This is a genomic window from Pseudomonas aestiva (genome assembly GCF_039908605.1).
GTDB classification, from domain to species: Bacteria; Pseudomonadota; Gammaproteobacteria; order Pseudomonadales; family Pseudomonadaceae; genus Chryseomonas; species Chryseomonas aestiva.
In genome coordinates this window covers 2,217,227-2,237,364 of sequence record NZ_CP150916.1, presented here as the reverse complement: position 1 = coordinate 2,237,364, position 20,138 = coordinate 2,217,227, and the positions used below count along the sequence as shown (strand labels likewise).

The 20,138-nt window shown below is 66.1% G+C and carries 19 protein-coding genes and 1 pseudogene; 9 read left to right on the top strand and 11 right to left on the bottom strand.

Annotated elements, in window-relative coordinates; genetic code table 11:
- Positions 1 to 134: 134 nt before the first annotated feature.
- The 5 genes and pseudogenes from AABM56_RS10425 to AABM56_RS10405 all read right to left on the bottom strand — a co-directional run bounded on the left by AABM56_RS10425 (position 135) and on the right by AABM56_RS10405 (position 5,571).
- Complete coding sequence (locus AABM56_RS10425; protein WP_133861805.1) at positions 135 to 2,138, bottom strand: alpha-1,4-glucan--maltose-1-phosphate maltosyltransferase; 2,004 nt, start codon at positions 2,136 to 2,138, stop codon at positions 135 to 137.
- Between the two features lie 456 nt (positions 2,139 to 2,594).
- Complete coding sequence (gene nadE / locus AABM56_RS10420; protein ID WP_263259259.1) at positions 2,595 to 3,425, bottom strand: ammonia-dependent NAD(+) synthetase; 831 nt, start codon at positions 3,423 to 3,425, stop codon at positions 2,595 to 2,597.
- Positions 3,422 to 3,931, bottom strand: a complete 510-nt coding sequence (locus AABM56_RS10415) for a CinA family protein (protein WP_263259264.1) — start codon at positions 3,929 to 3,931, stop codon at positions 3,422 to 3,424. The genes nadE and AABM56_RS10415 overlap by 4 nt, the downstream gene beginning before the upstream one ends.
- A 165-nt stretch (positions 3,932 to 4,096) precedes the next feature.
- Positions 4,097 to 4,579 (bottom strand): annotated as a pseudogene (locus tag AABM56_RS10410) (NTP transferase domain-containing protein); the annotation flags it as partial.
- Between the two features lie 2 nt (positions 4,580 to 4,581).
- Positions 4,582 to 5,571, bottom strand: a complete 990-nt coding sequence (locus AABM56_RS10405; protein WP_133861808.1) for an XdhC family protein — start codon at positions 5,569 to 5,571, stop codon at positions 4,582 to 4,584.
- A 142-nt stretch (positions 5,572 to 5,713) separates the two neighbouring features.
- Between AABM56_RS10405 and AABM56_RS10400 the strand changes: the two genes are divergently transcribed.
- The 6 genes from AABM56_RS10400 (at position 5,714) to AABM56_RS10375 (ending at position 12,291) form a co-directional block, all read left to right on the top strand.
- Positions 5,714 to 6,589, top strand: coding sequence for a Ku protein (locus tag AABM56_RS10400; RefSeq protein ID WP_133861809.1), 876 nt, complete (start codon positions 5,714 to 5,716; stop codon positions 6,587 to 6,589).
- 11 nt (positions 6,590 to 6,600) lie between these two features.
- Entirely contained in the window at positions 6,601 to 9,165 is a 2,565-nt protein-coding gene (gene ligD / locus AABM56_RS10395; RefSeq protein WP_347884069.1) for a DNA ligase D, read from the top strand.
- A gap of 81 nt (positions 9,166 to 9,246) precedes the next feature.
- A complete protein-coding gene (locus AABM56_RS10390) occupies positions 9,247 to 10,293 on the top strand; it encodes an acyl-CoA dehydrogenase family protein (protein ID WP_133861811.1) in 1,047 nt (348 codons plus the stop codon).
- The gene (locus AABM56_RS10385) at positions 10,281 to 11,042 is read left to right on the top strand and encodes a PIG-L deacetylase family protein (protein ID WP_263259261.1); all 762 of its coding nucleotides are present in this window, start codon (positions 10,281 to 10,283) and stop codon (positions 11,040 to 11,042) included. The genes AABM56_RS10390 and AABM56_RS10385 overlap by 13 nt, the downstream gene beginning before the upstream one ends.
- Complete coding sequence (locus tag AABM56_RS10380) at positions 11,039 to 11,638, top strand: trans-aconitate 2-methyltransferase (RefSeq protein ID WP_166655921.1); 600 nt, start codon at positions 11,039 to 11,041, stop codon at positions 11,636 to 11,638. Before AABM56_RS10385 ends, AABM56_RS10380 begins: the two co-directional genes overlap by 4 nt.
- A complete protein-coding gene (locus AABM56_RS10375) occupies positions 11,635 to 12,291 on the top strand; it encodes a glycosyltransferase family 2 protein (RefSeq protein WP_133861813.1) in 657 nt (218 codons plus the stop codon). The genes AABM56_RS10380 and AABM56_RS10375 overlap by 4 nt, the downstream gene beginning before the upstream one ends.
- Before the next feature lie 3 nt (positions 12,292 to 12,294).
- Here the strand turns inward: AABM56_RS10375 and AABM56_RS10370 are convergent, their stop codons facing one another.
- Positions 12,295 to 13,089, bottom strand: a complete 795-nt coding sequence (locus AABM56_RS10370; RefSeq protein ID WP_133861814.1) for a helix-turn-helix domain-containing protein — start codon at positions 13,087 to 13,089, stop codon at positions 12,295 to 12,297.
- A 76-nt stretch (positions 13,090 to 13,165) separates the two neighbouring features.
- Here AABM56_RS10370 and AABM56_RS10365 point away from each other — a divergent pair, with 76 nt between their 5' ends.
- A complete protein-coding gene (locus AABM56_RS10365) occupies positions 13,166 to 14,176 on the top strand; it encodes a bile acid:sodium symporter family protein (RefSeq protein ID WP_133861815.1) in 1,011 nt (336 codons plus the stop codon).
- Between the two features lie 24 nt (positions 14,177 to 14,200).
- Here AABM56_RS10365 and gorA read toward each other — a convergent pair whose 3' ends face one another.
- Positions 14,201 to 15,574 carry a glutathione-disulfide reductase gene (gene gorA / locus AABM56_RS10360; RefSeq protein ID WP_133861816.1) on the bottom strand — a complete coding sequence of 458 codons (1,374 nt, stop codon included), beginning with the start codon at positions 15,572 to 15,574 and terminating at the stop codon, positions 14,201 to 14,203.
- Between the two features lie 127 nt (positions 15,575 to 15,701).
- On the bottom strand, positions 15,702 to 16,532 hold the full coding sequence (galU, locus tag AABM56_RS10355; RefSeq protein ID WP_133861817.1) for a UTP--glucose-1-phosphate uridylyltransferase GalU: 831 nt from the start codon (positions 16,530 to 16,532) through the stop codon (positions 15,702 to 15,704).
- A 239-nt stretch (positions 16,533 to 16,771) separates the two neighbouring features.
- Here galU and AABM56_RS10350 point away from each other — a divergent pair, with 239 nt between their 5' ends.
- The gene (locus AABM56_RS10350) at positions 16,772 to 17,254 is read left to right on the top strand and encodes a hypothetical protein (RefSeq protein WP_256664577.1); all 483 of its coding nucleotides are present in this window, start codon (positions 16,772 to 16,774) and stop codon (positions 17,252 to 17,254) included.
- A gap of 151 nt (positions 17,255 to 17,405) precedes the next feature.
- Entirely contained in the window at positions 17,406 to 17,780 is a 375-nt protein-coding gene (locus AABM56_RS10345) for a hypothetical protein (protein ID WP_133861819.1), read from the top strand.
- Here the strand turns inward: AABM56_RS10345 and AABM56_RS10340 are convergent.
- From AABM56_RS10340 to AABM56_RS10330, 3 genes are all read right to left on the bottom strand, one after another.
- Positions 17,746 to 18,102, bottom strand: a complete 357-nt coding sequence (locus AABM56_RS10340; RefSeq protein ID WP_133861820.1) for an antibiotic biosynthesis monooxygenase — start codon at positions 18,100 to 18,102, stop codon at positions 17,746 to 17,748. The two genes, AABM56_RS10345 and AABM56_RS10340, sit on opposite strands and share 35 nt — an antisense overlap.
- Positions 18,099 to 18,803 carry a gamma-glutamyl-gamma-aminobutyrate hydrolase family protein gene (locus AABM56_RS10335; RefSeq protein WP_347884068.1) on the bottom strand — a complete coding sequence of 235 codons (705 nt, stop codon included), beginning with the start codon at positions 18,801 to 18,803 and terminating at the stop codon, positions 18,099 to 18,101. Before AABM56_RS10335 ends, AABM56_RS10340 begins: the two co-directional genes overlap by 4 nt.
- A 177-nt stretch (positions 18,804 to 18,980) precedes the next feature.
- Positions 18,981 to 20,018, bottom strand: a complete 1,038-nt coding sequence (locus AABM56_RS10330; protein WP_133861822.1) for an NADP(H)-dependent aldo-keto reductase — start codon at positions 20,016 to 20,018, stop codon at positions 18,981 to 18,983.
- Positions 20,019 to 20,138: the final 120 nt, after the last annotated feature.

Below are 20,138 nucleotides of genomic sequence, written 5' to 3'. Positions count from 1 at the left end.
GTCAGGTCCTTAACAGGGCGTCTGAAGCGTATGCGTGCACCGGTCGTCGAGGCCGTCCGGCGATGATGACGGAAGGCGCCAGGCACTCGGGGATCTGTCCCCGAGCGGCCTGACGCGCTCCGCCCGAGGTATCGCTAGTGGCCCGCCTGGATGCGCCAGATGCCGAAGGGCATCGACGGCTCCAGCCGTGTCCATTGAGTCTTGCCGTGCCAGGCCCAGCGGTGCCCGGTCATCAGGTCTTCACCGTAGGTGGTGGCGTGATCGTCGAGGCCCAGCTCCCACAGCGGCAATTCGAAGTGGCCCTCCTGGGCATTGAAGGGATCCAGGTTGATCGCCACCAGGATGAAGTTGCCCAGGTCGTCGGTGCGCTTGCCGAAGTAGAGGATCTGGTCGTTCCAGCAGGTGTAGACCTTCAGCCCCAGATGGGTTTGCAGCGCGGGGTTTTGCCGGCGGATGCGATTGAGCTGGGCGATCTCGCCCATGATGTTGCCCGGCGCATAGAAGTCGCGCGGCCGCAGCTCGTATTTCTCCGAATCCAGGTACTCCTCCTTGCCCGGCGTGAGCGGCGCGCCCTCGCAGAGTTCGAAGCCGGCGTACATGCCCCAGAGGCCGGAGCCCATGGTCGCCAGTGCCGCGCGGATCAGGAAGCCGGGGCGGCCACTGGTCTGCAGGAAGGCCGGGTTGATGTCCGGCGTGTTGACGAAGAAATTCGGCCGGTAGCAGTCGCGCAGGGGGGCTTCGTTGAGCTCGGTGAAATACTCGGTCAGCTCGGCCTTGGTGTTACGCCAGGTGAAGTAGGTGTAGCTCTGGCTGTAGCCCACCTTACCCAGGCGCGCCATCATCGCCGGCTTGGTGAAGGCCTCGGCGAGGAACATGACGTCGGCGTCGCGGCCGCGGATATCGGCGATCAGCCACTCCCAGAAGGGCAGCGGCTTGGTGTGGGGGTTGTCGACGCGGAAGATCTTCACGCCCTGCTCCACCCAGTGCCAGACCACATCACGCAACGCCAGCCACAGATCCGGCACGGCGTCCTGGGCATAGAAGTCGACGTTGACGATGTCCTGGTACTTCTTCGGCGGATTCTCCGCGTAGCGCATTGAGCCGTCCGGACGCCAGGAGAACCAGCCCGGATGCTCCTTGAGCCACGGATGGTCGGGCGAGCACTGGATGGCGAAGTCCAGGGCGATCTCCAGGCCGTGGTCGGCGGCTGCCGCCACCAGGGCGCGGAAGTCCTCCAGGGTACCCAGCTCGGGATGCACGGCATCGTGGCCGCCATCCGGACTGCCGATGGCATAGGGGCTGCCCGGCTGATCGGCGCCGGCACCCAGGGTGTTGTTCTTGCCCTTGCGATGGGCCAGTCCGATCGGATGGATCGGCGGGAAATACAGCACATCGAAGCCCATGTCACGCACGCGCGGCAATTCGCCGATCACATTGCGAAAGGTGCCATGGCGATGGGGATCATCGGTGATGGAACGGGGAAAGAGTTCGTACCAGCTGGCGAATTCGGCGCGCAGGCGCTCGATGTCCAGGGGATATTCGATGCTGTGGGTCAGGTGGGCATAGGCGTCCACCGGGGTCATGGCCTGGCTCGCCTCGCCCGCCAGCAGCACGGCGACCTTGTCACCTTCGCTACCGGCCTGGTCCAGGCGCTGCAGCAGGGCCTCGAGCGGGCCGCGCTGCTCGCGATCGGCACGGGACAGCGCCTGCTCGACATGGAGGCGGCCTTCCTGCAGTTCCAGGTTCAGCCCGACGCCCGCGGCGTACTTCTTCTCGATTTCGTAGCGGTAGGTGCCCCAGACATCCCACCAGGCCTGGACCACGAATTCATAGCGGCCCACGACTGGCGGCGTGAAGCGTCCACGCCAGAGGTCATTGGTCTCGAGCGTCAGCGGGGCCTGTTGCCAGTTCTCTTCGCCCTCCTGACGCCAGAGCACACTGGCAGCCAGCTTGTCGTGGCCATCGGCGAAGATCTTGGCGGTCACTTCGACCACCCGCCCGGCGATGCCCTTGGCGGGGAACTGGCCATTGTCCACGGCCGGCGTGACCGCCTCTATAGCGATGCGCGGGGTCTGGGCGGCGGTAGCGGGGTCGAGGGAAAGGGTGGAAAAAGAACCGGGGAGATCGGTGTTCGACATCGAGCCTGACTCCATCTTGGGACGCGTGAAAGGCCGCAACGCGCCAGCGCTGCGACCTTGGTCATGAACCCGCTACTGCTTGGCTTACCGCCAAAGAGGCCCGGCTGGCCGAACCCCTAAAGGGAGTCGGTAACCCGCAGCGACGTCCATGAGGACGCCGCTCCAGACAGCCGCGGCTCTACTGCAACCGGAAGCACTCACGCGGGTGTGTCTGAAAGAGTCTGAGCACCGACGGCGCGCAAAAGTTCAGCCAAACCTCAATGACCGGCAGGGACGTAAAATCAGAAAAAATCCCGAAATATCATATGCTTAAATCAAATATATGAAGCGATATCTAACCTAACAACGAACGCCCTGGTGTTAGTCGAATAGCAGCGCAGCACACGCCGGGATGGCAATCGTACTAAGGCTACTATTCGGGAAATCACCTAAATAAGTACTCGCAACCCTATGATTTCAATAGAAAGGTGTATAGGGCAGATCGCGCTTGTGGGCGCTACGCCGGTAGGTATTGAGAATGATCTCCAGGGTAGCCGGGCTTACCGCCTTGCCTTCCAGGAAATCGTCGATCTCGGCATAGGTGATGCCGAAGGCATCTTCATCGGCCTTGCCAGGCGACAGGGATTCCAGATCGGCGGTCGGCACCTTGTGCACCAACTCGTTCGGTGCGCCTAGCCACTCGGCCACCGCCCTTACCCGCCGCTTGTTGAGTCCGTGCAAAGGAGTCAGGTCACAGGCGCCATCGCCGAACTTGGTATAGAAACCCATCAGCGCTTCCGCCGCATGATCGGTGCCTATCACCAGGCCCCGGCGTGCGCCGGCTACGGCGTACTGGGCAATCATGCGCTGGCGCGCCTTGATGTTGCCCAGGGTGAAGTCTTCATGGAGTTCGTCATCGAAGGCCACTCGGGCTTCGCGCACCGAGGCGAGCATGGCGTCGCTGGCGGGCTTGATATTGACGGTATGGGTCTCGTCAGGCTGGATGAATTGCAGGGCGCGCTGGGCATCCGCCTCATCGCGCTGCACGCCATAGGGCAGCCGCATGGCGATGAATCTCAGGCGGGCATTGCCACTTTCCTCGCGCGCGCGCTCCACCGCCAGCTGGGCCAGTCGACCCGCGGTGGAGGAATCCACGCCGCCACTGATGCCCAGCACATAGCTTTCCTGCCGGCTGCCGAGCAGATAGTCCTTGAGGAACCGGATACGACGCTCCGCTTCCGCGGCCGCATCGAAATGTTCGGGGACCTGCAGGGCCTGGATGATGTCGCGCTGAAGGGCTTCGGTCATCGGGCGTTCTCCTCTGATTCGCGTTCGAGACGTTGATGATAGGGCACCACGGCGCCGAGGCTGTGACGGGCCGCCGCCAGTTGCACGGCCTCGCGATCGCCGGGGAAGTGCCGGGTTTCGGAATAGAGCACGATGTCATCGCCAACCCGGTAGCCCCAGGCGAAGCAGACGGTTCCCTGGGGAATGCCGTCCGCTCCGCCGGGCCCGGCCAGCCCGGTATTGGCGATGGCCACCTGAGCCGGACTGTCACGCAGGGCACCGGCGGCCATCTCCCGCGCCACTTCCTCGCTGGTGAGGTTATGACGCTCGACGGTCTCCGGCCTGACGCCCAGGAGACGCTGCTTGGCTTCGGGGGAATAGACGACGTAACCCGATTCGATGCAGCCGCCGCTGCCGGGTATCTCCGACAGCAGCCCCACGACCTTGCCGGCCGTGCAGGATTCGGCCGTGGTGAGTTGCAGTTCGCGGGTCTTGAGATAGTCCAGCATGGACTCGATGGTGTTCATGAGTGCGTGTCCCCAAAAGCGGTGCTCCTCCCTTGGAAGAGCGGCGAATTGGGGAAGTTCTGGGGCTACCTGTCCGGTATTCTCCAGGTCGGCGGGCGTATCGATGTCGTGGTGGATACCGGCGTCCGCGACTTCCCGCTCTAGCACCGAACCCTCGCGCAGGAGCCGTTTCGCTCCCTCGTCCCCCTCGAGTTCGCCTAGCGCAGCGGCAAAATTCCGACCAAAGAGCACGGGATGACCACGCCTGCCCTGGCAGGTCGGGATGATGATACGTTCGGGATGATGGAGGTCCAGCAACTGCCGGGCCGTCGCGGGCTGTACGAAGGGCATATCGCCCAGGGTTACCAGCCAACCGGACGCACCGGACGTCGCGCGCACCGCGGCGGCCAGACTGTCGCCCATGCCGGTGGTGGGCAGGCTCAGCACTGCCAGGCCTTCCTGTTGCGCCAGCTCGGCGCGCCAGGGAGCGCTGTCCGAAACCACGGCCAGACACGGCAGACCCAGGCCTCGCCACAGTCGAAAGGTCGCCTGCAACACCGTCAGCTCGGCCGGTCCGGGCAAGGCGGCCTGCAGCTTGTCGCCACCGCCTGCGGCGCGGAAGCGACTCCCGGCACCCGCCGCGAGGATCAGCACCTGAACCGGGGCCATCCCTAGGCGACCTGCTCCACCGCCACCAGGGCGCGCTTCTTCTGGGTCAGAGCGATGCCGTTCTTGACGGCGACCACCTCTGCCAGCAGCGACAGGGCGATTTCCGGTGGGGTGTGACTGCCGATATGCAGGCCGATGGGGCCATGCAGGCGATTGATCGCTGCGACCGGCAGGTCCAGCTGCAGCAGCCGCTCCCGCCGCCGGTCATTGTTGCGCAGTGAGCCCAGGGCGCCGACGTAGAAGGCGTCGGACTGCAGCGCCGTCAGCAGGGCCAGGTCATCCAGGCGCGGATCGTGGGTCAGGGCTACCACCGCGGTGCGTTCGTCCGGGCGGATCGACAGCACGGCATCGTCCGGCATGCCGGAGATGAAACGCGCCTGGCGCGTCTCCCAGCCCTGACGGAATTCCTCGCGGGGATCGCAGACCAGCACCTCGAAATCGAGCATGGCCGCCATGTCGGCGACATAGAGCGACAGCTGACCGGCACCGATCAGCAGCAGGCGCCAGCGCGGTCCATGGACCAGGCGCAGCCGCTGCTCGTCCAGGGTGACCGGCGCATCGTGGGTGGTGCTGGAAATCCGCACCTCGCCGGTCGCCAGGTCCAGCTCACGCAAGGCCAGTTCGTGGCCGTCGCAGCATTGCAGCAACTGCTCGACCCAGCGCCAGTCACCGACCTGCTCCTGGACCAGACGCAGGGTACCGCCACAGGGCAGCCCGAAACGCGCGGCTTCGTCGCCGGAGACGCCGTAGGTGATGATCTCCGGGCGCTTCCCGGCGAACTGGCCGGCGTGCAGTCGGGCGATCAGATCGTCCTCGATGCAGCCACCGGACACGGAGCCACAGACCTGGCCATCGTCGCGCAGGGCCAGCATGGCGCCCGGCGGCCGGGGCGAACTGCCCCAGGTCTGGACCACGGTGAACAGGCTGACGCCCTGTCCCTCCCGTCGCCAGGCCAGGGTCTTGCGCAAAACTTCTTGATCGACACTGTCCACGCCCTGCTCCTCTCTACCCTGCACCTGCGACGGCAAAAGCGTCGTTCCGGGGGTAGAACCCAACAGCGGAGCGGGGTTCCGCAGGGCGGAACCCGATGGATCGCCGGCCTATCCATAGGGGACACCCAAGAGGAGAACGCCCATGCCCCGCTCGATCTGGAAAGGCGCCGTCAGCTTCGGCCTGGTGCACATCCCCGTTTCGGTCGTCTCGGCGACCCGGCAATCGGGCATCGACTTCGACTGGCTGGACGAACGCAGTCTCGATCCGGTGGGCTACAAGCGGATCAACAAGACCACCGGCAAGGAGGTGCCCAGCGAACACATCGTCAAGGGCGTCGAACATGGCAAGGGCAAGTACGTGGTGCTCAGCGAGGACGAGATCCACAATGCGCTGCCCGAGGCCACTCGCACCATCGACATCCTCACCTTCGTCGAGGCGCGGGAGATCTCCATCCTGCACTTCGAGAAGCCCTACTACCTGGCGCCGGACAAGAACGGCGAAAAGGTCTATGCCCTGCTCCGCGACACCCTGAGCGCCGCCGGCAAGGTGGGCGTGGCCAACCTGGTGATGCACTCCAAGCAGCACCTGGCGGTGATCATGCCGCTGGGCGATGCGCTGGTGCTCAACACCCTGCGCTGGGCCGACGAGGTCCGCTCCGCGGAAGACGTCGGGCTCGAAGGGCTGGACGCCAAGGTCACCAAGAAGGAAGTGGACATGGCCCAGCGGCTGGTGGACGAGATGACCGAGCAATGGGATCCGGAGCAGTACCACGACACCTTCAAGGACAACGTCATGGCCCTGGTCGAACGCAAGCTCAAGGACGGCAAGCTGGAAGCTGTCGCCGAGGAGCCCGAAACCGAGGACAGCGGTGCCGACGTCATCGACCTCACCGAATTGCTGCGCCGCAGCCTGGGCGGCAAGCAGGACAAGGCCAAGGAGGCGCCCAAGCCCAAGGGTACCGGTCGTTCGACCAGCCGCCGTAGCCCTGCCACCAGCCGTACCCGCAAGGCCAAGTGAGGACCGCCGCCATGGCCAGCCCGTCCAGCGAATACAACCGCAAGCGCAACTTCGACATCACCGCCGAGCCGCGGGACGAGGACAGTCCGCGCCGGCGTAAGGCCAAGGGCGTCCTGGGTTTCGTCATCCAGAAGCACGATGCCCGTCGCCTGCACTATGACTTCCGTCTGGAGCTGGACGGCACCCTCAAGAGCTGGGCGGTGCCCAAGGGTCCCAGCCTGGATCCCAGTGAAAAACGTCTGGCGGTACAGGTGGAAGATCATCCGCTCGCCTACGGCAGCTTCGAAGGCAGCATTCCTGAAGGCCAGTACGGCGCGGGCGATGTCATCGTCTGGGACCGCGGCGAGTGGCAGGCGGAGGGCGATGCGGCCGAAGCCTATGCCGCTGGCAAGCTCAAGTTCCAACTCCGCGGCGAAAAGCTCCGCGGCCACTGGACCCTGGTACGCACCCGGTTGCAGGGCCATGGCGACAAGCCGCAGTGGTTGCTGATCAAGGAACGCGACGCTGAAGCCCGCGACAGCGCCGACTACGAGGTGACCGCGGCCGAACCCGACAGCGTGCTGAGCGACAAAACCCTGCCGCGGCTGGCGCAGCCCAAGTCCAAGTCCAAGGGCAAAACCGCCAGCCAACCGAAGGCAGCCAAGGCGCCGGCGCGCCAGGCCAAGGCACGCAAGGCCAAGCTGCCCGAGACCCTGGAGGCGCAACTGGCGACCCTGGTCGACAGTCCGCCGGCCGGCGACTGGCTGTACGAGGTGAAATACGACGGCTACCGGCTGCTCGCCCATATCGAGGGTGGTGAGGTGCACCTCTTCACCCGCAGCGGCAACGACTGGACCGAACGTCTGCCCGAGCAGGCCAGGGCCCTGGCGGCCCTTGGTCTGGAAAACGCCTGGCTGGACGGCGAGATCGTGGTCAACGATGCCCAGGGCATCTCCAGCTTTCAGGCGCTGCAGAATGCCTTCGAGACCGGCAAGGCGACCCGCATCGCCTATTACCTGTTCGACCTGCCCTATCTCAATGGCGCGGATCTGCGCGAGGTACCGGTCGAGCAGCGCCGCGAGCTGCTCGGCAAGCTGCTGGAGCACGGCAACGGCAGCGACCTGCTGCGCTTTTCCGCCGCCTTCGAGGTACCGGCCGATCGCATCCTAGCCAGCGCCTGCGAACTGGGCCTCGAAGGGGTGATCGGCAAGCGCCTGGGCAGTGCCTATCGCTCCCGGCGCAACAAGGACTGGATCAAGCTCAAGTGCGCCCATCGCCAGGAATTCATCATCGTCGGCTACACCCCGCCCAAGGGCGGCCGCCAGCACCTGGGCGCGCTGCTGGTGGCGCTGCACGATGACCAGGGCCGGCTGCACTATGCCGGCAAGGTCGGCACCGGCTTTACCGCCGCCCTGCTCAAGCAGTTGCACGCCCGATTCCAGCCGCTGATCGTCGATCAGCCGCCGGTGGTGGATCCGCCCAGGGGCGCCGCCTACCGCGAGGTGACCTGGTTGCGGCCCGAGCAGCTGTGCGAGATCGCCTACGCCGAGCTGACCCAGGATCGCATCGTCCGTCAGGGCGTCTTCCATGGCCTGCGTGACGACAAGCCCGCCGAGGGTATCGGCCTCGAACAGGCTGCGCCGGCACGGGAAGCCGAAGGTCCCGACGCCCCGCCCCGGCGCAAACCCGGTGCCGGACAGCAGGAGGCTACCGTCGCCGGAGTGCGCATCAGCCACCCCGAGCGCGTCATCGACGAGGCCAGCGGCGCGCGCAAACTCGACGTGGCAGGCTATTACGCCGCCGTCGCCGACTGGATCCTGCCGCACCTGGCCGATCGGCCCGTGGCCCTGGTCCGTACGCCCGAGGGTATCGCCGGCGAGCAGATCTTTCAGAAGCACAAGCAGACCCTGGCGATCCCCCATATCCGCGAACTCGCGCCTGAGCTGGATCCGGGTCACGCGCCGCTGATGGTCATCGACAGCCGCGAGGCGCTCATCGGCGCGGCCCAGATGGGTACGCTGGAGCTCCATACCTGGAATGCCACCGCCGCGCGCATCGATCGCCCCGACCGCTTCATTCTCGATCTCGACCCCGATCCCGCCCTGCCCTGGTCGCGCATGGTGGAAGCGACGGAGCTGGTGCTGACCCTGCTCGACGAGCTGGACCTCCAGGCGTTCGTCAAGACCAGCGGCGGCCGCGGCCTGCACCTGGTGGTGCCCCTGGATCGGCGCCAGGATTGGGACATCGTCAAGGCCTTCGCCCAGGCGGCCGCCCAGCACCTGGCCAACACCCTGCCCAAGCTCTTCGCCGCCAAGATGGGCGCCCGGAACCGCCAGGGGAAGATCTTCGTCGACTACCTGCGTAATCGCCATGGCGCCACCACGGTGAGTGCCTTTTCCCTGCGCGCCCGTCCCCACCTCGGCGTTTCGGTGCCCGTGGCGCGCGACGAGCTGACCGACCTGCAGGGCAGCGACCAATGGCGCTTCGATTCGCTCCTGCAACGCCTCGAAGGGCTCAAGGACGATCCCTGGGCCGGGTATGCCGAGGTGCGCCAGAGCCTCACGGCCGCGCGGCGCAAACGACTGGGCGTGGCCTAGCGACACGCCTGCCGTCGGCCAGCATAGGGCCCAAGCGAAACCCCTTATCGCTCCCCGTGGTCTGCACTAACGAGCGCTGTCGTGGACAGCGCCGTCGCCAGCCACGGGATGGAGCCGATGTCGATCGATCTGGATAGCCTTCAGGACACCCTGGACGAGTGGGCCTATGACGAGGTCACTCCCGCACTGCTGCAACACCGACTCCAGATTCTCAATCAGCGCGGCCTCGACCGCCTGCCCCTGCCCGGCCAGGGTCAGACCCTGGATCGTTGGCGCGCTTTGGCCCAGGTAGCCCATCATGATCTGGGCCTGGTCAAGCTGTACGAGGGCCATACCGATGCCCTGGCCATCCTGAGCGAACTGGATGGCTACGTACCGCCTGAAAGCCTCTGGGGCGTCTGGGCTGCCGAGCCGCCGGACGCCCGCCTGCTGGTACGCTACAGCGCCGACGGCATGGTCACCCTGCACGGCCGCAAGTCCTGGTGCTCCGGCGCCGCCCTGGTCAGCCATGCCCTGGTCACCGCCTGGATGGACGACCATCCGATGCTGGTGGCGGTGGAAATGAAGCAACCCGGCGTCGAGGTTACCCAGGACGGCTGGCGCGCCATCGGTATGCAGCACACGGGTAGCGTCGATGTGCTCTTCGATGGCGCCGCCGGCGTGCTGGTCGGGGCTCCCGGTCGGTACCTGCACCGTCCCGGCTTCTGGCATGGCGGCGGCGGCATCGCCGCCTGCTGGTATGGCTCAGCCACCGCCCTGGCCGATACCCTGCGCGCCCATTGCAAGCGTCATCGCGAACCCCATGCCCTCGCGCACCTGGGCCACGTGGACGCCGCCCTGCTCGGCGCCGTCACGGCCTTGCGCCAGGCCGCCCACTGGATCGACCTCAATCCTGAGGCGGACGCCCGCTATCCCGTCTGCCAGTTGCGGGCCCTGGTCGAGCAGTGCGCCGAAATCGTCATCCGCCATACCGGCCGCGCCTTCGGCGCCGCGCCGCTGTGCCGTGACGCCTATTGCGCCCGCCACATGGCGGACCTTCCCGTCTACCTGCGCCAGAGTCACGCCGAACGTGATCTGGCGGTACTGGGTGACCTCAATCTGCTGGAGGGTGCCCCTTGGCAACTGTAGGCGATCGTCAGATTCAAGGACTCGGCACCCCGCCCGAGGCGTGGCTGCAGTGGTCAGGCTTTGGCGAGATGCCGGCCATCGAAGCCGCGCAACTGGTTCCGCCGGGACATCGCGCCGTAGTGGTCGCCCCTCACCCGGACGACGAAATCCTCGGTTGCGGCGGCCTGCTCTGCCTGCTGGGCGAACTGGGTCGCCGGTTGGCGCTGGTGGCGGTCACCGATGGCGATGGCAGCCATCCGCAGTCCACCCTCTGGCCCGCCAGCCGCCTGCGCAATACCCGCCCGCTGGAAACCCGCGAAGCCCTGCGCCGGCTGCGCCTGGAACGCGCCACCGTGACGCGCCTGGCGATCCCTGACGGTCAGGTCAGCGAGCGGGAAGACGCCTTGCAACAGCGCCTGCTGGAGTTCATCACTCCCGAGGACGTGGTCTTCGCCACCTGGCGGCTGGATGGCCATCCCGATCACGAGGCGACCGGCCGTGCGGCGGTGGAAGCCTGCCGTTTGCGCGGGGCTCGCTGCATCGAGGTGCCGGTCTGGACCTGGCACTGGGCCGCTCCCGGTGATCCGCGCGTGCCCTGGGACCGGGCGCGGCGCCTGGATCTGGAAGAAGACGTCCTCGCGCTGAAGAAGCGTGCGGTCAGCGCCTTTGGCAGTCAGCTGACCGAGGACGCCAGCACGGGACAGGGGCCGATCCTGCCGCCTGCGGTGGTTGCCCGTCTTACCCGTGCCTGGGAGGTCTATCTGACGTGACTGTCTCCATGAGCTATTTCGACTCGCTCTACGCCAACAGCGAAGACCCCTGGGACTACCGCCATCGCTGGTACGAGGCGCGCAAGCGCGATCTGACCCTGGCCGTGCTGCCGCATCGCCGCTACACGCACGGTTATGAGCCAGGCTGCTCTACCGGTGAACTGTCCCGGCGCCTGGCCGAACGCTGCGAACGGTTGCTGGTCAGCGACGGCAATGCCTCGGCGGTCGCCACTGCTAGCGAGCGCCTGGCCGACCAGCCCCACGTCGAGGTACGGCACGCGCTTTTGCCCAACGCCTGGCCCGCGGGCGCCTTTGATCTCATCGTCATCAGCGAGATCGGCTACTACCTCGGTGAGCGCGGCCTGGATGCCCTGCTGGATCGCGCCCACAGCGCCCTGTTGCCCGGCGGGGTGCTGCTCGGCTGCCACTGGCGCCACCCCATCGACGGCTGCGCCCTGACCGGCGACCAGGTCCACGCACGCATGGCCGCCCTGCCCGGCCTGCATCGCCTGAGCCAGCTCGAAGAAGCCGATTTCGTCCTCACCCTCTGGTCTTCCGATCCCACCTCCGTCGCCCGCCGGGAGCAGCTTCTATGATAGGTGCCGTGATACCCGCTCATAACGAAGAGCAACACGTCGAACGCTGTCTGCAATCGGTGCTGCGCGCCGCGCGGCATCCGGCCCTGCTGGGTGAGACCGTCGAGATCGTCATCGTGCTGGACAGCTGCACCGACGGCACCGCCGACATCGTTCGTCGCCTGCCGGTAACCGCACTGGAGGTCTGGGCCTGCAACGTCGGCCTGACCCGGGCGACCGGCGCGGCCCACCTGATCCAGCGGGGCGCGCGCTGGCTGGCCTGCACCGATGCCGACTCCGAGGTGGCGCCGGACTGGTTTGCCGCCCAACTCGCCTACGGCGCCGATGCCGTCTGCGGTGTGGTCGAGGTGGACGACTGGGCCCCGCATTCCCCCGGTCTGAGAGCGCGCTATGAGGCGGCCTATCACGATCGTGAAGGCCATCAGCACATCCACGGCGCCAACTTTGGCATCTCGGCGGCGGCCTACCTGCGCGCCGGGGGCTTTCCCTCCATGACCGTGGACGAGGACGTCACCCTGGTCACCGCGCTCAAGACCCAGGGCGCGCGTATCGCCTGGAGCAACAGCGTGCGGGTGCGCACCAGCTCACGGCTGGACTGCCGGGCTCGCGGCGGCTTTGGTGACTACCTGAGCCTGCTCGGCGCCACCGCCTGACGGTTAGACGCCCAGGGCGAAGGCCCCGGGCGTCGCGCCGAACTGGCGGCGAAAGGCCGCGATGAAGGCCGATGGCGAGTTGTAGCCGCAATCCAGCGCCACCTCGGTCACCGCGGCGCCCTGCTCCAGGCGTTCAAGGGCGCTGATCAGCCGCAACCGCTGGCGCCAGGTCCTGAAGGTCAGCTCGGTATCCCGCAGGAAGGCACGACTCAGGGTCTTTTCCGACGCCCCCAGCACCCCCGACCATTGCGCCAGGGTACGGTCGTCCGACGGATTGGCCGCCAGGGCCTCGCACAGCAGCCGCAGCCGGCCATCTTGGGGCGCCGGCAGCGACAACCCCACCTCGGGCGCCGCCTGCAGCTGATCGAGCATCACCGACACCAGCCGGCCTTCAGCGCCGTCCTCATCATATTCCCGGGCGAAGCCACTGAAGGTCTTGATCAGCTCGCGGATCAAGGGGCTGACCGCCACCACGCGACAGCGCTCGCCGACATAGGGCGCCGCCTCGGCGCTAACATAGAGACTGCGCATCTCCGCCTGCGGCGAGGAACGCACCTGGTGCTCCACATCGGCGGCGATCCACACCGCCCGCTGCGGCGGCGCGACGTAGCTGCCCTCAGCGGTGGTCACCGTGAGCACCCCCCGGATGGCATAGGACAGTTGCCCCCAGGGATGTCGGTGCCAGGGTGTCCAGGCCGGTTGCGCCAGGGACTCGACGCGGGCATAGAGCCGCCGGGGCAGGTGAGCGAGCGCGGGAACGGGACGTTCGACCGCAGACTGTCCGTTTGACGACATCATTGGGGCTTTTCGCGTTAGTCGGCTAGGTCAGGAGACGATAGCCTTGAGGCCATCCACAGACAACCCGAGAGAGACCATGGCTCGTCCCCGCCTGATGCCCGACAACTTCACCCTGCTGCTGGTTGCCACGGTGATCCTGGCCAGCGTGCTGCCCTGCCAGGGCCTCGCTGCCCAGGTCGCCAACGTGGTGACCAACATCGCCATCGGCCTGCTGTTCTTCCTGCATGGCGCCAAGCTGTCGCGCCAGGCGCTGGTGGCCGGCATCACCCACTGGCGGCTGCACCTGCTGGTGTTCGCCTTCACCTTCGTCAGCTTTCCGCTGCTTGGCTGGGCGCTGCAGCCGCTGCTGGCGCCCCTGGTGACACCGGAGCTCTATCTTGGCGTGCTGTTCATGTGCGCCCTGCCCGCCACCGTGCAGTCGTCCATCGCCTTCGTCTCCATGGCTCGCGGCAATGTCTCGGCGGCGGTCTGCAGTGCGTCGCTGTCCAGCCTGCTCGGCATCTTCCTTACTCCGCTGCTGGTACGGCTGCTGCTCGACGCCCATGGCGGCTCGGACGGCCAGAGCACCCTCGACGCCATCGTCAAGATCTGCGTCCAGCTGCTGCTGCCCTTTGTTGCCGGCCAGCTGCTGCGCCCGGTGATCGGCCACTGGGTCGATCGCCACAAGGGCAAGCTCAAGTTCGTCGACCAGGGGTCCATCCTGCTGGTGGTCTACACCGCCTTCAGCGCCGCGGTGATCGAAGGCCTGTGGCGCGAGACACCGATCCTGTCGCTGGTGGGCCTGGTGTTCATCTGCGCCACCCTGCTGACCCTGGTGCTGCTGGCCACGCGTTACAGCGCGCGGCTGCTGGGCATGAGCAAGGAAGACGAGATCACCGTGGTCTTCTGCGGCTCCAAGAAGAGCCTGGCCACGGGGGTGCCCATGGCCAAGGTGCTGTTCGCCGGCAGCACCATGGGGCCGGTGCTGCTGCCCATCATGCTGTTCCACCAGATCCAGCTGATGGTCTGCGCGGTACTGGCCCAGCGCTACGCCAAGCGTGAGGCGGTAGTGCCTGTCACACCCGTGGTAGCGCCGCTACCCAAGTGATGCGCGCAATGGCGAGGCGCCCGATCAGCGCGCCTCGTCCTCGCGAACCGGCTTGCGCATGGTGACCCACTCTTCCGCAGCCGTGGGATGGATGCCCAGGGTGTCGTCGAAGCAAGCCTTGGTCGCCCCGGCCTTGAGGGCAATGGCCAGGCACTGGATCTGCTCGCCGGCATCCGGTCCCACCATGTGGCAGCCCAGTACCTGATCGCTGTCGGCATCCACCACCAGCTTCATCAGGGTGCGCTCCTGGACATCGGTCAGGCTGAGCTTGGTCGGCCGGAAGCTGCTCTGGAAGATCTTCAGCCGATGGCCACGTTCGCGGGCCTCTTCCTCGCTCAGGCCGATGCTGGCCAGGTTGGGCAGGCTGAAGACCGCACTGGCGATCAGGTCGTAGTTCAACGGGCGATAGCTGTCCGGATTGAACAGGTGCCGCGCCAGGGTCATGCCCTCGGCCAGGGCCACCGGGGTCAGTTGCACCCGGCCGATGACGTCGCCGATGGCGTAGATCGACGGCTCGGTGGTCTGGAAGGTCTCGCCGACCTCGATGAAGCCCCGCGCATCCAGGGCGACCCCGGTGTTTTCCAGCCCCAGGTCATCCAGCATCGGTCGGCGGCCGGTGGCATAGAACACGCAATCGGCTTCCAGCACCCGATCATCCTTGAGCGTCACCTGCAGGCTGCCATCGGCGGCCTTGTCGATCCGCGCCACGTCGGCATTGAACTGCAGGTCATGGCCACGTTTGAGCATCTCGTCGCGCAGGTGCTCGCGCACGCCCTGGTCGAAGCCGCGCAGGAACAGCTCGCGGCGATACAGCAGCGTGGTGCGGGCGCCCAGGCCCTGGAAGATCGAGGCGAATTCCACGGCGATGTAGCCGCCCCCCACCACCACCACCCGCTTGGGCAGCTCCGGCAGGTAGAAGGCCTCGTTGGAGGTGATGGCGTGCTCACGCCCGGGGAAGTCCGGCACGTCCGGCCAGCCACCGGTGGCGATGAGGATGCGTTCGCAGCGATAGCGCTGGCCTTCGACCTCGACGGTATGGGGATCGAGGATGCGGGCATGGGCTTCCAGCAGGGTCACCCCGCTGTTGACCAGCAAGGCCCGGTAGATGCCGTTCAGCCGGCGGATCTCGTGGTCCTTGCTGGCGACCAGGGTATTCCAGTCGAAGGCCGGGACCTCGGCGTCCCAGCCATAGCCACGGGCCTGGCGGAATTCGTCACGAAAGGAGGCACCGTAGATGAAGTATTTCTTGGGCATGCAGCCCACGTTGACGCAGGTGCCGCCGAGGTAGCGGCTTTCCGCGACCGCCACCCGGGCCCCGAAGTCGGCGGCGAAACGCGCCGCGCGCACGCCGCCCGAACCGGCGCCTATCACGAAGAGGTCGAAATCAAAGGTCGTCATGGAACTCTCTCTCTGCAGCTGCTGGCGCCAGCATAACGCAAGGCCACCCCGGGCAGCGGCGCGGATGGCCAACCGCCAGAAACGACAAGGCCACCCGCAGGTGGCCTGGTCCAGTGCACAGGGCGTCTTACAGCGCCTTGTACAGATGCTCGAAGCAGAAGTTGGTGGCTTCGACGAAGCCTTCCGCGCTGCCGCAGTCGAAACGCTGACCCTTGAATTTGTAGGCCAGTACGCAACCGTCCTGCGCCTGCTTCATCAGGGCGTCGGTGATCTGGATCTCGCCACCCTTGCCCGGCTCGGTCTGCTCGATCAGGTCGAAGATGTCCGGGGTCAGGATGTAGCGGCCGATGATCGCCAGGTTGGAAGGGGCATCTTCCGGCTTGGGCTTCTCGACCATGTTGTTCACGCGGTAGATGTCGTCGCGGATCATCTCGCCGGCGATCACGCCGTACTTGTTGGTCTCGTTGGCCGGGACTTCCTGGATGGCCACGATCGAGCAACGGAACTGGTTGTACAGCTTGACCATCTGCTTGAGGACGCTGTCGCCGTCCAGGTTCAGGCAAAGGTCGTCCGCCAGCACCACGGCGAAGGGCTCGTCACCGATCAGCGGGCGGCCGGTCAGGATGGCGTGGCCCAGGCCCTTCATTTCCACCTGACGGGTGTAGGAGAAGGTGCAGTTGTCGATCAGCTTGCGAATGCCGACCAGGTACTTTTCCTTGTCGGTGTTCTTGATCTGGCTTTCCAGCTCGTAGCTGATGTCGAAATGGTCTTCCAGCGAGCGCTTGCCACGACCGGTGACGATCCCGATCTGATGCAGGCCCGCCTCCAGAGCTTCCTCCACGGCGTACTGCACCAGCGGCTTGTTCACAATGGGCAGCATTTCCTTGGGCATGGCCTTGGTCGCAGGGAGAAAACGAGTGCCATAGCCGGCTGCCGGAAACAGACATTTGGTGATCATGGGAGTCCTTTGATCTGTACGTGAAGGCAAAACGAACGGCGGTCTATCCAGCCGCTTGTCGCATACAATGCCCGAAGCGCGCGACGCTGGAAATAGCCAGGCATGGGCGCTCTGTGGACGTGCGGATACGACTCCAGGATTGCCTTCCGGTTCTGCGCAAAGCCGCAAAGAACTGCTATCGTCCAAAGTTTGGAACCAGCGTCACGACTCCGCGGATAGATCTCGACATGAAGAAATGGATGCTCCCGTTGCTGTGTGTTTCCCTCGCCGGCTGCTCCCTGGGCGGTCACCACGAGGCAGCGGAAACGCGGCCACTGAGCGCGGAACAGACCACCCTGCTGCGCCAGAACGACCTGTTGCAGGCCAAGCTGCTGGTCCTGGGTGGCAGTGAGGAACAGCTCAAGCTCGCGGATGCCCTGCTCCTGCGCAATGGCGGCACCAGCGCCGATGGCGAGGTGGAATTCTATCGGGCGGTAATCGCCATCAAGCAGGGTCCGCAGACCGACGATGTCCTGGAATTGCTGAACGCCTCCGCCGATCATCGCTATCCGCTGGCCTATGCCCTGCTCTATCGCATGTACACCGACCCCTTCCTGGTGCCCGAGGCGGATCCGATCCAGGCGCAGACCTACAAGAGCGCCTATGGCGAGCTGGCGGTCGCCAAGAGTGGCTACCCGTCCTTCGACAAGGCCCTGGAAGTCACCCGCCAGCTGGCGCCCTGAAGCCGCCCCTCTAGCCGGCCGCTTTTGCAGCCGTTCACAGTCTGGCACTGGCGAATGAGCAGCCGTTGACCTTTCCTTCATGTGAATGATGTCAATTGGCCGCACGACGGTAGCATCGAACCTCTACCGTCCGCCGCCCAGAGCCATTCCCATGTCCTCGATTGGCAAGCTGTCACCCGATATCGTTGCCGTCCGCACCGTGACGCAGCGGCTCGTCCTGCTGCTGATCGGGTTCTTCGCGCTGGCCATCCTGCTGACGCGGCTGCCGACCTTCATCAACGCGGCCAGTGGCGAGACCTGGCAGATCCGCGGTGGCCAGATTCCGCTGATGCAGTATCCCGCCATGCCGGAACGCAGCCTGGTCGCCAACCGCCAGCTGATCGTCATGCTCGAGCCGGGTGATCGCATCCTGGTCCTGGACAGCGCGCCCTTCCGCCCCTGGAAGAAAGTCATGCTGATCGGCGAAGACAGCCGCATCGGCTGGATTCGCGTTACCCCGGCCCTGGGCGCGATCCGTCTGGAATGACACCGGCCCCGGACCGCGACGGCAGCAGTCGCATGACCCGGGTGTCATGCCAGCGATACCAGCGTTCATGGCCCAGGCGCTGCGCCTGCCGATGTTCCGGATGGGCACCCCAGGCCGCGACCGCCGCCTGGTCGATCCAGTAGGACAGGGTGATGCCCCGGCCATCGGCGCCGCGTACCGACTCCATGCCGAGAAAGCCCGGTTGCGCCTGCGCCAACTCCACCATGCGCGCGGCCATCCGCTCATAGTCGGGATCCTCGTCCGTGCGCTGCGAGATGAAGGCGATCACCACGCAGTCCTCGGGCAGCTCCAGCCGACTCATGTCCTTAGGCTCCGTGTCGCGACCACCGCCTCCAGCCAGGCGCGCACCACCGAGGGGACCCGACCGGCCAGCGCCTCCCGCTCGGGCTGATAGAGGGTGCCGAAATAACAGGGATGGCTTTCCAGTTCGAACGCCGCGGGTAGCCCTTCTTCATCCCAGGCGAGGACGCGCCAGCCGGCAGCGAGCAAGGTCGGCAGATAGGCGGGATTTACCCCGAAGCGACAGCGATAGGTGGCCTCGACCCGTTCGGCGCCGGCCGCCTCCGCCAGGCGCGAACCCGGCAGCAGCCGGAGTTGATTCTGCACCTCGATGCGGGCGCAGCTCAGGGGCGTGAGCATCGCGCGGGTCGCCAACGGATCGTCTTCACCGTGCGCGGCGTCCGTCCAGCCCAGTACTGACTGGACGTACTCCAGGAGCGCGTATTGCAGCCCGCCACAGGTACCCAGAAAGGGAATCCGCTGTTCGCGGGCTGTGCGCAGGGTCGCCAGCACCCCTTCGCGATGGCGATAGGGACTGCCGGGCACGCACCAGAGGCCGTCGCAGTGGGCAAGGGCGCCATCGGCTTCTACAGTCGGCAACCAGCGGGATCTCAGCGTGACACCCAGCGCCAGGGCCGTCAGCGCCAGGGCGTGGGGGATGGCCTGGTGGGCAATGATGGATGCATCCTGGTCACCCAGGAGCACGATTTCATACGACGTCATGACGGACACCTGCAGGCGTGGAAGGTCCGACTGACTCTAAGCCTTCAGGGCCACGGTTTTAATAGGCGTCGCGGACAGCAACCCTTGCGCCCCTGCCCTGTTGGTCAGGGCCGCCTTTCGCCGCGCGCAAGAAGACGCTCGGTACAACGGCTGTACCGAGCGCCGGATACCACGCGATCAGGGCGCCGGATTGGGCTGGTCGACGTGGATGGCTTCGATGGCGGCCAGGGTTTCCCGGTCCAGCACCAGCTCGCTGCTCGCCAGGTTGCTTTCCAGCTGGGCGAGCGAGGTGGCGCCGATGATGTTACTGGTCACGAAAGGCCGACTGGTGACGAAGGCCAGGGCCATCTGCGCCGGATCCAGGCCGCGCTCCCGGGCCAGCTCGACATAGGCCTGGGCGGCGCGCTGCGTCTGCGGATTGCTGTAGCGCTGGAAGCGTTCGAACAGCGTCAGTCGCGCGCCCTCCGGACGCGCGCCCTGCAGGTACTTGCCCGCCAGCACGCCGAAGGCCAGTGGCGAATAGGCCAGCAAGCCTACCTGCTCGCGGATGGCCTGCTCGGCCAGACCCACCTCGAAGCTGCGATTGAGCAGGTTGTAGGGATTCTGGATGGAGACCACCCGCGGCCAGCCACGGGTCTCGCTCAGGTGCAGGAATTGCTGCACGCCCCAGGGCGTTTCGTTGGACAGCCCGACATGGCGGACCTTGCCTGCCTTCACCAGGCTATCCAGGGCTTCCAGGGTCTCTTCGAGGGGCGTGAAGTCGGCATCGCTGTGCTCATAGCCCAACTGGCCGAAGTAGTTGGTCCGCCGATCCGGCCAGTGCAGCTGATAGAGATCCAGATAGTCGGTGTTCAGACGCTGCAGGCTGGCGTCCAGCGCCGCGGTGAGATTGGCCCTGGTAAAGGCCAGCCCGCCATTGCGGATATAGTCCATGTCGCGTCCCGGACCGGCCGCCTTGCTGGCCAGTATCCAGTCGGCGCGATCGCCATGCTGTCGGAAGTAGTTGCCGATGATGGTCTCGGTACGGGTGTAGGTCTCGGCGCGCGGCGGCACCGGATACATCTCCGCGGTGTCGATGAAGTTGACCCCGGCGGCCTTGGCGGCGCGCAACTGCTCGAAGGCCTCGGCCTCGGTGTTCTGCTCACCCCAGGTCATGGTGCCCAGCGCGATGGCGCTAACCTTGAGATCGGTACGACCCAGCGATCGAAAGTGCATCTGGAAGCTCTCTGTCGTTGCGGAAGTCGTACAAGTTAGCAGGCGGCTGCCTGGTCTGCCCATCGGTCCGATGAGGCTGCCGATCCGACGCCGACCGGCGCGACCTCGCCAGGTGCCCCG